The organism is Pseudomonas sp. NCIMB 10586 (assembly GCF_023127895.1).
GTDB classification, from domain to species: domain Bacteria; phylum Pseudomonadota; class Gammaproteobacteria; order Pseudomonadales; family Pseudomonadaceae; genus Aquipseudomonas; species Aquipseudomonas synxantha_A.
The window spans coordinates 1-12,453 of sequence record NZ_SPKQ01000004.1 but is presented as its reverse complement, the minus strand read 5'-3'; the positions used below and the strand labels follow the sequence as shown (position 1 = coordinate 12,453).

Annotated in this window: 10 protein-coding genes and 1 pseudogene; 2 read left to right on the top strand and 9 right to left on the bottom strand. The window is 54.4% G+C overall.

The annotated features are described in order from the left end of the window. Positions 1-427 (top strand): annotated as a pseudogene (locus E4P01_RS01340) (cation:proton antiporter); the annotation flags it as partial. 355 nt (positions 428-782) lie between these two features. Here E4P01_RS01340 and E4P01_RS01335 read toward each other — a convergent pair. The 9 genes from E4P01_RS01335 to E4P01_RS01295 all read right to left on the bottom strand — a co-directional run bounded on the left by E4P01_RS01335 (position 783) and on the right by E4P01_RS01295 (position 11,567). After that, a complete protein-coding gene (locus tag E4P01_RS01335) occupies positions 783-2,198 on the bottom strand; it encodes a TolC family protein (protein WP_216091927.1) in 1,416 nt (471 codons plus the stop codon). Beyond that, positions 2,198-4,357 carry a peptidase domain-containing ABC transporter gene (locus E4P01_RS01330; protein WP_078822008.1) on the bottom strand — a complete coding sequence of 720 codons (2,160 nt, stop codon included), beginning with the start codon at positions 4,355-4,357 and terminating at the stop codon, positions 2,198-2,200. The genes E4P01_RS01335 and E4P01_RS01330 overlap by 1 nt, the downstream gene beginning before the upstream one ends. Positions 4,358-4,368: 11 nt before the next feature. Further along, complete coding sequence (locus E4P01_RS01325) at positions 4,369-5,643, bottom strand: HlyD family efflux transporter periplasmic adaptor subunit (RefSeq protein WP_216091928.1); 1,275 nt, start codon at positions 5,641-5,643, stop codon at positions 4,369-4,371. A 37-nt stretch (positions 5,644-5,680) separates the two neighbouring features. Next, positions 5,681-6,715 carry a fimbrial protein gene (locus E4P01_RS01320; RefSeq protein ID WP_216091929.1) on the bottom strand — a complete coding sequence of 345 codons (1,035 nt, stop codon included), beginning with the start codon at positions 6,713-6,715 and terminating at the stop codon, positions 5,681-5,683. A gap of 97 nt (positions 6,716-6,812) precedes the next feature. Next, positions 6,813-7,031, bottom strand: coding sequence for a hypothetical protein (locus E4P01_RS01315; protein WP_078822011.1), 219 nt, complete (start codon positions 7,029-7,031; stop codon positions 6,813-6,815). 56 nt (positions 7,032-7,087) lie between these two features. Continuing rightward, a complete protein-coding gene (locus tag E4P01_RS01310; protein ID WP_078822012.1) occupies positions 7,088-7,300 on the bottom strand; it encodes a hypothetical protein in 213 nt (70 codons plus the stop codon). Between the two features lie 176 nt (positions 7,301-7,476). Then, a complete protein-coding gene (locus E4P01_RS01305) occupies positions 7,477-10,026 on the bottom strand; it encodes a fimbria/pilus outer membrane usher protein (protein WP_216091930.1) in 2,550 nt (849 codons plus the stop codon). A gap of 173 nt (positions 10,027-10,199) precedes the next feature. After that, positions 10,200-10,940, bottom strand: coding sequence for a fimbria/pilus periplasmic chaperone (locus E4P01_RS01300; protein WP_078822014.1), 741 nt, complete (start codon positions 10,938-10,940; stop codon positions 10,200-10,202). 81 nt (positions 10,941-11,021) lie between these two features. Beyond that, positions 11,022-11,567, bottom strand: coding sequence for a fimbrial protein (locus E4P01_RS01295; RefSeq protein ID WP_248129871.1), 546 nt, complete (start codon positions 11,565-11,567; stop codon positions 11,022-11,024). A gap of 485 nt (positions 11,568-12,052) precedes the next feature. On the opposite strand from E4P01_RS01295, the gene E4P01_RS01290 reads away from it, so the two are divergent. After that, a partial coding sequence (locus E4P01_RS01290; protein WP_248129869.1) for a transposase occupies positions 12,053-12,453 on the top strand: 401 nt, incomplete at its 3' end.

Here is a 12,453-nt window from a genome sequence, read left to right as displayed (position 1 = left end):
GGAAAATTGCGACTGGCCGCCGGCATACGGCAAGTTGATCGGAGCATCCCTAGCAGGGGTTTTACTGTCGGAGTCGACCTTCCGCCACCCACTCGAGGCAGATCTAGAGCCTTTCCGTGGGTTGCTGCTCGGCCTCTTCTTCCTGGGTGTGGGGATGTCGCTGGGCCTGACGGTGGTTGCGCACAATTTGCCGCAGATCCTGGCCGGCGTGATGGCACTGATGGTGGTCAAGGCACTATGCATTTACAGCCTGGCCTGGCTGATGAAAAGCACCCACGCCGATGCCCTGGACCGCGCGGTGCTGATGGCCCAGGGTGGTGAGTTTGCCTTCGTTCTCTTTGGCGCCACTCTGGCCAAGGGAGTGATAGACCCAGCAGTCAATGCCAATATGACGGCCATAGTAGTGCTCTCCATGGCGCTGCCCCCCACACCGCCGCTGGGGGCCAAAGCCCAAGGCTAATCTGGAAGGCGTTGAGGCGCCGGACAAATTGGTCAAAGCGGGATTCCCACATGGAAAATCTGCGCCGCAAGGACACCGAGCGCCTGGCGCTGGAAGTGGTGGGTGGAATGCATGCCGGTAAGTCCATGATCCTCGGCAATACGAAACCCAGGCGTACATGAATCACCGCGTCCCCCGTTTGTTGAAACACCTGCAGCGCCTGCTCCGCCTTGGGTGTGTTGATCTACCAGCTTGCTGCGGTGCACGACCCGACCGAGTCACAGTGCTGCCGGCGACCGCAGCATCTTGTCACTGATGTAATGCTCAACAAATCCCGAATACGTTACTGCAGTGCCCAAAAGCCAAGCCGCCCGAGGCTCGCAGCAAGTCTTAGGCGTGACGTCTGCCAATCGGCAAGCGCCTGAATATGTTGCTCTTCGGCACTAGCATAGGCAGTCAGGGCATTAAGTAACTCGATCATGCTACCGATCCCCGACCGATAACGCCCCTGCACCACATCCAGGCTCTGACGCGCTTGCTCTACCAGTTCACTGGTACGCGCCAAGCTTTGGGTCTCGATACTCAGCGACTGATAGTTGTCCCAAGTCTCCAGTGATACCCGTTGTTCGATACTGGCCAGTTCCGCCTCACTCGCTTCCTGACGGGCAAGGGCTGCGCGAGTCTGATAGTTGCGCCCAAACCCCTCGAATAGAGGAATACGCAATTGCAATCCAATGCTGCGGTCGAACACGCGGGTATCCCCGCCAAAATCCTGCACCTGATCGCTATAGCTACGCGACAGGTTGGCCGTCAGCGCCACGCTGGGGCGTCCGGCTGCACGACTTTCATCTACGGATGCCTGCGCCGCCCGCAAGCGCGCCTGGGCAGCGAGCATCGAGGGATGTTCGCGTCGGGCCTGAGCCAGCAACTCGTCAATGGCTTTTACAAACCCTGTATCGGGTCTGACTTCAAGCTCACTGGCCAAGCGCAAGGGCGTGTCTGGAGGCAAGCCCATGCGCACGGAAATACCCCCCAGTGCGTTGCGCAAGGCGCCTTCCCTACGAACCTGGTTCAAACTCGCCTGGGAAAATGCCGTCTGTGCCTGTAAACGATCGGAAAGCGCAGCCGCGCCCGCCTTATATTTAGCGTCGGCCGCTTCCAGGTTTTGTGCCGCCAGTTCCGCGACCTGGCGCGCAGCAACCAAGCTGCGTCGTGCGGCTAACGCGCTGTAATAGGCTTGAGCAGCCAGGGTGAAGGTGTTCTGCAACGTCGCATCCTGACTGGTATTGGCGGCCAGCAGGAGTTCCTGTGCATTACGCAACGCCGCACTGCGGCGACCGAAGTCGAACAGCACCCAACTCAGTTCCAAAGCCCCGCTGTGTCCTCGACGGGAGCCGTCAGCCGATTGCTGTGGGAAATCCTGATTATCCCTGTCCATATAGCCGCGGCTTTTCTCGATCCGCCCATCAAGGCGTGGTAAGTATGCCGAACGGCTAACCCCGACCTGGGCGGCCTGGGCCTTAGCGTTCGCCCAGGCAAGACGGGTCTGTGGGTCACCACAAAGGATGCGTTCAATCACCTCCTCCAACGTCAACTCCCCGAGGACGGTCCCAAAACTGCACGCAAGGTTACCCCGACTGTTGTCATAGGCCGCCTGAGTCGGCATCTCACGTGTCGTACCAAACACATCCGGCTCATAGGCATTGGCACAGGGCAGAACGCCAATGACCCCCAATAACAGCCCCGAGAACCTGCGCATCAGAGTGGCGCTCCAGGAGCTGCATCAATGACTGGATGTCGGCGCTCATGCCCTGCGTCCTGAACTACCCTCCCCTGCCCCATGACGATTACCCGGTCCGCCGAAGCGATGGTTTCCGGACGGTGGGCAATCATAATGCGAGTGATGCGCAGCGTTTGAATAGCGGCGTTAACCCGCTGCTCACACTGTACGTCAAGGTGGCTGGTAGCCTCATCGAGCAGCAGAATACGCGGCCTTTTATAAAATGCTCGTGCCAGCATCACCCGTTGTTTCTGCCCGCCGGAAAGCACCGTGCCCATGTCACCGACCAAGGTGCTATAGCCCATGGGCATACTGATGATGTCATCGTGTATGGCTGCCATCTGTGCACACTCCTGCACCCAGGACAGGTCCATATGCGAGTCAAAAAAACTGATATTTTCCGCCAGTGAACCGGCAAACAACACGTCATCCTGCAGGACCGTGCCCACCAGTTCGCGCAAGCCCTCCAGGCCTAACTGCGACAGGTCCAGGCCCGCGACGCGGATATGCCCCTCCTGCGGCGGGAGAATGCCCAACAGAACGTTAAACAGCGTGCTCTTGCCGCATCCCGAAGGGCCGATGATAGCGACCGATTCTCCGGCGTTCACCCGCAAATCCAGGCCGTCGAGTACCCATGGGTCCTGATCCGAATAGCGATAGCGCAGCCCTGCGACCTCAATACTTGCCTCACGATCACGAAGGCTTTGCGCATCGATATTGCTCAGGCTGTCTTCCGGCGGGTGGAGCACAATATCGGCCAGGCGCTCGCCCTGCAGTTGCAGCATGCGCAATTCGAAAAACTTGTCGATCAGGTTGGCCACACGGGTATCGAATTGCGTCTTGTAGGCCGTAAAGGCGATCAACACACCGACGGAGAACTCGCCATCCATCACCATGGTTGCGCCAAGCCAGATCACCAGCAGATTCTCGACGCCGAATAGCAAACCATTGAGTTGCTGGTAAAAAAGCTGCAACTTTTGCGTACGCAGCCCGGCGTTTATTTGCGACACCAGCAAGCCAAGCCACACCGAACGCCGTTCATCCTGACGCTGGAACAGCTTCAACGAGCGGATGCCGCGTGCGGTCTCAAGAAAGTGGCTCTGTTGACGTGCAGCGTGGACAATTTCTTCTTCCGTAGCATTGCGCAACGGCCGATACCAGATCCAGCGACCCAGCGCGTATAAACTCATGACCACAATGGCGATCGCCGCAAGGCGCGGGCTGTAAAGCAGCATCATCCCCAGGGTGGCGATGGCCATCAAACCGTCCAGCACCGCCGAGAGAAAGGCGGTCGTCAGCGTTTGCTGGATGTTGTTCACCGCACCAAAGCGCGAGACCACATCACCCAGATGACGCTTCTCAAAATACTGGGTAGGCAGGCGCAGCAGGTGCGTGAACACGTTCGCCTGCCATTGCACACTGAGTAACGTCCCCATATGGATCATGACCCAGGCACGCACCCCGCTGACGGCTTGCTGCATCAGCAACAACAGACCGAAGCCCAGAGCCAGGGTACTCAGCAAGTCACGATCGTCACTGACAATGACATGGTCCAACGTCCATTGCAGGAAGAACGGGCTGATCAGCGAAAACACCTCCAGCACCACCGCCAGCAGCAGCACCTGAGCCAGCGAGCGATATAGCCCGGAAACCTTGCCCATCATCCGCCATAGATGGATTCGCGGCGGGTTTTCCTGCTTCTCGAAGCCGCTGTCGGGCCACAACTCGAGGGCGACACCGGTAAAGCACTTTGAGACTTCATCCAGGCTCAACCGGCGTATGCCCATGGCCGGGTCGTGCAGTGTCACACCCCGCGCATCGACAGCCTGCAACACCACAAAATGGCTGAAATTCCAGTGCAGGACACACGGCAGTTTCAGCTCGCTCAGATTATCCAGCTCCAGCTTCAATGCACGCGTACCCAATTGCAGTTGATGAGCCGCCTGGATCAACTGACGCAATGACATACCCTTGAGCGAAACATTGAAGCGCCGACGCAGGTCAATCAGATCGCTGTGATAGCCATGAAACCCTGCGACCATCGCCAAACAGGCCAGGCCACATTCGGTGGCTTCGGTTTGCAATACCAACGGCAAGCGGCGCCCAAAGCGCAACGCGAGTGTGTCAAGAAAAGCCATGAAGTGTATTCCTAGAGTTTGCCGGTCAAGCTGTACAACGGTTCAAGCACCCACTCGTATAAAAACCGAGTGTCTTGGAGGACATCGGCTTCCAGCAGCATGCCGCTCTGCAATGGCCGCGGTTCGCCGTAGGCCAGTGCTGTCTGCACGTCCAGCTGAATGCGCAAGCGGTAGAACTGCTCGCCATCCCGAGCCAGGCCAGGCACGCTCCCCGCCATGCTCGCCAGTTCCGTGGAGGCAATACTGGTACGGGAGATGGACTGGACGCGACCGCGGTACTGACCAAATTTCTGATAGGGATAGGCCTGATAACGAATCAGCACCGAGTCCCCCGGTTTAATGAAACCGATGGATTTACTCGGTGCGTAAAGCTCCGCCTGCAACGGCGTATCAGCCGGTACGATGCTCAACAGTGGGCGTGAGCTATCAACGGTTTGCCCTACTTCAGCCAGCACCGCGGTGGCAACTCCGGCCTCCGGTGCAGTCACCAACAGATTACGTTTGGCTTCACTTTCCGCCAGTTCTTGCTCCACCATCGAATGCTGGCGTTGCACCTCAGCAAGCTGATTGGCCTGGCGGTTCTGCAAGCCGGCCAACTCGGTTCGACTTTCAGACAACCGTTGTTGCAATGACGTACGCTCGCGCTCCAACCCTTGCAGACTCTGGCGCTGACCTAAAAGATCGCCTTGGCGTTGTTGGAGTTGGTCCATGGAGATGTAGCCTTTGTCCATCAAGCCTTGGTAACGCCCGGCAGCATCACTGGCCAACGCGACTAAACGACGCTGGCTGTCTGCCTGCTCTACCAGCGTCGCCAGCTCACGCTGCAGGCTGGCAACTTTGCTGGTCAGGCTGTCACGCTCGCCAGCCTGCAAGTCACGCAGCTTGCCCAGTTGATCGCCCAGCGAGTCTCTGCGCTGACGCAATTGCTGGCTGATACCCGCCTGCACAGGCCCGGCATCACTTCCGTAGCGTTCACTGCTGAGGCTCAGCAGCCGCTGACCACGTTGAACCATCTGGCCTTCATGCACGAACTTTTCAAGCACGATGCCAGGTTGAGGGACATACACTTTCACCTGCCCGCTGGCCGGAACCAGTTGGCCGGGCACTGTGCTGCGCTTGGTGTAACTGCCCAGAAAAAGGAAGCCGATCACCACCAGCGCGATGGCCACGGCCATCCAGGTGAGCACAGTGAAGGAAGTCGGGCGGATCATCACGATCTCACCCAGCCACTGCAGTTTTTGCGCCTCGACCGCTTTGGGGCGGAATAACGGCTTTTCGAGAGTCATTTTTTCTTCAATCGTTTACGCAACGGTTAGCCACAAATCACTGGTAAGTGATAGTGACCATGACGGAGGATTTACCGATGCCAGCACTCACGATGGAGGCTGTTTTGATAAAAGCGGCTTGAAGTGCAAAGGCAAAGTCATTCGCCGGTGCGACGCTGTTTTTAATCGGCAGGTTCAAATTCACGGGCGTGCCGGTTTGCGTCATGATCTGCATGCCGAGCCCTTTTGCACCCGAACTGGGATCAAGAGAAATAATGCCGTTATCGGCATTCAATGCTGTGAACACGGGATCAAGTCGTATGCCTACATTAGGGGTACGGTTTATACACTTGACATTAACAACAAAGGGAACTGCGGGGGATTTGTCGCCCACATTGGTGAATATTGAAGAGGCATGCCTTCCCAAACTCACATTGATATCACTGGTACTACAGGTCGCGGCTGAGGACTGCAGCTCACCACTCCAGTAAACATTCCAGATTTGGTGCTCGCGCCCCCCTGCTACAACATAGTAGCCAATGTTTGAAACCAATATGGCTCTTAAACTAAAGGCACCTAACGTCGGACTCATCTTCACAAGTTCAATGGTCAGCGTGTTTTCACCGGCATAAGTCAGCGACAGCGGACCTGATGGCAACGATTGGCTCTCGCGAGGCTCTCTAATATAACGCCCGTCCGGCCCTTTTATCCGCAAGCCCAATCCCGGGACGGCAGTCATTAGTATTTCAGGGGTATAGGTGCCGTAAGCAGCGTTATTGAAAAACCAATACCTTGATCTCGCCTCATTGTCGGAACATGTAAGATAAGGCGTCGACGTATTCGACGCAAACACCACTGTTTTCGTATAAACCACAGACCCAACACTGGCATTGGGCGAGACAGGAATACCGCCGTCCAACGAAAATGTTTGCGCAGCAGGGATAACAGGCGTCGTTGCACAGGCACTAAAGGCTTTCGGTATCAAACCTGCCGAACACATGACAAATAGAGCCAGCCTCAAAAAAACAGACCTGAATTCATCTTTGGGTCTGCCGCCCTCCGTTTTTTTTCCCGAACTGTTTTTTTTGTTCATTTCAATGGTCATCTGCTGCGTAAAAAAATGAGAGAACAACCTTTTGTGTTCCACCGTTTCAAATGCGCAGGCGCCTGAGCGCCTGCGCACCTAGGCATTAGAACCAAGGTTTCCAAAGGCCGTCCCACAGACCTCTCAGAGCAGAGGTCACACCCACAGTGACCGAAGCCACGGCAGACCCAAGCCCCAGACTACCCGTACCAATTTGAGCGCCGGTTTTAGTTCCCTCATAAAGGCCATTACCAAAACCGGTCAACGCGTCAACAAGCCCGGCTCCCGAAACGGCGTCGATTTCTTTGCAGTTAAGATCTTGCATTACATTCACTCCGTTAAAATTCATATCAACCCAATAACCCTGAAACCTTCCGGGTATTACCACCAACCACCAAACAGGCCGTCAAAAAAACCTTTTACACCGGCGCCAATACCAACGGTAACCGAAGCGACAGCAGAGCCGATTTCACCGCGGCCAATTTGTGCGCCTTCAATAGTCCCCGACTCCATGCCGTAGATCAGCCCCTGAAGAGCACCAAAAATACCGGCACCCGAAACGGCTTCAACTTCTTGGACATTTAGCTCTTGCATGGAATTACTCCTCCAGTTTTTCAAAATAACGACATCTGTCGCATACGTGTTACAGGCAAATAAAATTTGCCATTGCAACTCTTTTCAGCGGTCCCTGCTCTTGATTCGTAGACACTCGTCAGTTCAATAACATGCCATCACGCGGTAACAGCGGTCACGGCCTGAGTATTAACTCGTTAATTGACAGCGCCCTGAATAGCCACACATTGCGCGTTTACCGTTTGTAGTTGCGCACTGGTCTTTTGCTCTTGCGTCACGGGCGGCAATTGATAATTCACTAAGCAACGCTGCTCAGGCTTTTCACCCCACCTCACGGTCAGCGCCCCACTATCGGGAATACCTCGTACGTAAAGGCGGCTGGCCTGGCTCACCATGCCGACACTTTGCCCCTGGGCATCGAGGACATCGGCCGCGAATGGCAATGTGTCCCCTTGAGGGCCAAGTGCATGGATCAATACAGCTCGGCCTTTGACAGTCGCGAACTTGACCTTTACCACCGCCCCTGCGAACGGTGCGACCTGTTGGCTGCTGCTTTGCAGCTCAACACTGCTCGGCAAGCCTTGTGGGTCCAGTTCAACAATGTTCGAGCTATAAGGCGTCAGGTATGGAATCGCGGCGTACCCCTGCCCATCCACTCGGACACCTGAAGAGTTGACGACCCGCGCCCCCTTGGCAGCATCGGCTTCGACAAGTGCCATTGTCTCGCCCATCTGAGGCGAAAACGTGACCCCTTCACTGTGTGCCACCAGCGCTCCACTCATCCCAACGGATGCTTGCTTATAGCTGCTGCTGTGCCCGTAAGACCCCTTCAGCGTTGTGACCGGACTACGATATTGCACGTTAGCCGAACCGCTGGTGCCCATCTCATCACGCGTATCGCGAGCGGCCGTCACCCCATAGTCAAAATTGCTATCGCGGCCTGCGGTCCCGCTCAATCCCACTTGAGTGTTGGTATAGCCTTCGTCATTACGCGTGACCATGCTTCTGAACGAAGGCGAATGTCGCCCAGAACCCAGTGGCAAGGAAATACTCAAGTAATATTCCTTGTTCGAGCGGCCGACCACATCCCGTGTCCGCATGACGGACAACGAATAACCCATACTGCCCCAGTGGTTGTTGTAGGCAATTTGATACTGCGTGTCGTCGCCACCACCGGCCCAATAATTACGCTTGAAACCTGTGGCAGACACCGACCCAAATGAATCGCCCAAGGGCTGCGTAATGGTCAACTGAAAACTGTTGCGTTGACGACGCAAGGCTTGGTTTTGGGCAAAATCCCGCGCTTGCTGAGTAAGACGCAGATCAAGAGGGCCGTCGAGTGAATCGCGTGCAGGTACAATGTCATCGAAGTCGAGTCGACGATTTTTAGCGAACTCACGTTGGCTCAAGGCGTCACGCAAACTCAGATAACCGGACGTTGAATAACGATACGCCGCTACCGATAAATTGGTGCCGGATTCACTGAGCAACTTACTGTAACCGAGCTTTAAGCTTTGCCCACTCTCGGTACTTTCACCCGGTATATCTGTACTTGCATGGGTCAGGTCCAGCGAAAATGCGCCAAAACCGGTATTGAATGCCCCGCCCAGTTGCGCGGCACCATAGCCATCGCTGGCAACCACACCTGTGTAGCCAGTAAACAGATTAGTGAGCCCTCGCTGTAACGTAGCCTGGAACAAGTAAGGCTCATCGTCTAAAAAACGCTCATGAACATGACCAAGCGTGACACTATAACGAGAGTGTCCCGCACGCAGTGATTGCGCGACTGACGCATAAGGCACACTAAAGCCGTGCACACGCCCGTCGGCCTCAATGATCGAGACATTCAGGTCGCCACCATAACCTGTCGAATAAAGGTCATTGAACTCGAATGGCCCGGGGGCCACTGGCGCGTGATAAATCAAATTACCGTTCTGGCGGATCTCCACCAATGCGTTAGTGCTGGCTACACCTCGCACCACTGGGGCATAACCGCGCAGTGAGTCTGGTAGCATACGATCATCAGTGGCCAGTTGAATGCCACGAAACCCCACGCTGTCAAACAGTTCGCCACTGGTGTTAGCTTCTCCCACCGTTAACCTACTGGTCCACGGGGCGATATTACGCTGTGCATACGTTGCGACTCTTTGCCATTGACGACTTAGACCTGTCTGCCACGTCACTGACGAGACATGACGCAATTGCCAATCTCCGATATTTAAACCCGCATTGAGTCCCAGATAGGATGAGGTCGTGTCCAAGTCGTCACTGCGCATCTCATAGGTATTGAAGTCGTAACCTAAAATCCCAGCGGTAATCCCTCGATCCCAATACTTGGGGTCGACATAACCCCGCGCGGAACGCCGCATCGCAACTTGCGGCACGCTCAAATCCAGGCGCAATTCGGACGAGTCGAAGTCGGCTAATGCGCTGGGCACCCACTGATCAATAACCTGACATTCGCCACTGGCACGATCGCCAAACTGCAACTTGCTTGTGTCTATCGTCATGCGATCAAGCTGCTCAGCGCTGAAACAGGGCTCAGCATTTCTCTTACTCGATAATGTTTTAAACAGCACACTTTCGCGTCCGATCCAGAGACCATTTACATACATATCAACACTGTAGGTTCCTGCCGTTACAGGGTTACCGTTGGCAAAGCGAGAGACATCCACGGGTTCCTTGCCGAAAAAAAACTTACTATTGAAGTTTACATCCGACACTGGCTCACTCGACAGCTCAGCCATGGCGCTCCCTCCCCATGAACATAGGGTGCAGGTCACTACCGTCACCTTTGACAACCGAAAACTGGCTGACCTTAAAACACCACTCACTAACCGCAAACAACTATATGTCTGACCCACAACCTTTATCATATTCATAACATCGTGAATCCTTCACTTACGAGCCACCAGCTGGTTTATTGCTCAAGTTTTTTCTTATGGGCCTCAACCCCGCCGTAATCATTGATGGCCGTAAAGTCCACTTGGACATCTGCGCCTGGTTTACCGCTCAGGTCCGTAAGAGGAAAGCTCGCTTTACCTCCAGGACTGACCATTCCGCCTTCTTTGGAATTATGTGTGCGGCCAGCCACGGTCATACCGACACTGACAAGAGAAATGTAATAAGGCGTAGGATTGCTGCATTCCAAAGCCCAACCGCCAGCCGCCGGCACGACACGCCAGTGCAATTGCTCCGCAGCCTCAATCGACAGGCCGGGTAAGTTTGCTGGACGATAAAAAATCTTAATCCGCGATCGAAATGCCAACTGAAGCTCATTTTCAGCCGCATCTACCGTTGTCGCTGGCGGCACTTCCAGAACGTTCAGCCAAAACAACGACTCTTTGTCCTGCGGTAACTCGGCACCTGTAAACATCAAACGCAGCGTCTGCCCTCTGTTTGCGTCCACCCGTGAAACCGGGGGCGTCAGCACAAATGGCGCATCGCTATCTTCCGGTAACTGGCTCGGGTCACCACGGTCAACCCAGGCCTGGACAAGTGCCGGTTTGGTTCCTCCATTCGTCATTTTAATAGACACATCGCGCGCGTTCGCTGGATAAACAACACGCGTGCCCGTAATGACGACATCAGCCTTAGCCGGGCCGTCCAAACACAAGAGTAATGAAAGGCTCCAGGCACATGCAGAGAAGTATTTGTTCATCGACAACGCTCAAAAATAAAAGGGGTTAAATAAAAACAAAAGAAAGGCACGATAGCCGGCAGCTATCGCACCTTAATTGCATTACTGATAAACGATTGTGTAGTTCACGCGGGATCTAACATTACCCGCAGTGGCGTTACCCAATGAATAGTATTGGGCGTAGTAGCTCAACGTCGCCGCACCGGCGACCAGGTTCGACGACTTCGAGTTGTGCTGAGCAGAACCCACACGGATATCGGTAGTATCCGAGTTCAACAAAGCCACCTGAACATTGGTCGCCAAACCAGTGCCACGGTCCACATTCAACCGACCAGTAGCGATATCGGTTTCAGCACCGGGCTCAAAATAGACAGCCACTGGGCCGACTAGTGGGTTGCAATCTGTCAGTTGAATATTGAACGCCGTGCGTCCAGCCCAAGTACCTGGGTTTACCAGAGCAGAGCTGGAAACCTTTGGCAAAGTGACAGTGAAGTTCTGGCCAGTACCACCATTGATTCTGCATGTTTGATCGGTGATTTCACCTTCGAAGCTAATAAGGCCGTCTGCCGCGCTTGCAGTGGACGCTACAAACACAGAACTTGCAGCAATTATCAAAGCACCAAATACCGAAGCGTTTTTAATTTTCAATTTATTTTTCCTTAAATGATTTTTCAGCAAAGACCTGCCATCAGCCCAACAAACGTGAGTCGAAATACATCCACAGCCTTATCCCCAAGACTGGAAATTCGAAGACACCGAGGTAATGACAACAAGCACAATTAGGCTTGCGAGGTAATTACACGTTAAAACCGTAACCCCTTATGTAGGAAATTTCCCAGAGGATAATCCCACCTTCTCCGAGCTTTTTTTTGGGTATTTGACGTGGTGAACACGCGAGTGCTCGCTGACCACTCTGCTATTTCATTCAGTGCCATTAGCGGATACTTACGCCAACGCTCCCTATCGACTTCATGCTGACTCATACAATGCCTGACATACTTTTCAATCCATACGTATCGGAAATTTCCGAGCTATTATTCAGCACCAATTTGATACTTAGTAAGTACCTAAAAATTCTCCGAACACGTCCGTAGATGTGCTGAAATATGCCCGTCCCCTGATCCAAGCTACCCATGAGCCAGATGAGCTTTTCCGACTTTGAATACGCAGGCAAGCGCAAGCAGACACGTCGTGAACGCTTCCTCGCCGAGATGGATCAGGTCGTGCCCTGGAGCGCTTTTTTAAAGCTGATCGAACCATATTGGCGCCGATGCAGAATCGGATTGGTTCATCACGTCCATGGCACCGTGGCCGATGTCACGCAGGTCGCCGAGCTGCTGCATGGCGAAGAAAACGCGGTGTATGCGGATGCTGGATACACCGGTGTCGAGCAACGTAAAGAGCATGAAAATCGTAAAGTGATCTGGCAAATCGCGGCTCGCCGCAGCACCTATTCCAAGTTGAATAAACGCAGTCTGCTGTACAAGGCCAAACGCAAGATCGAGTACTGCAAAGCTCAGACGCGGGCCAAGGT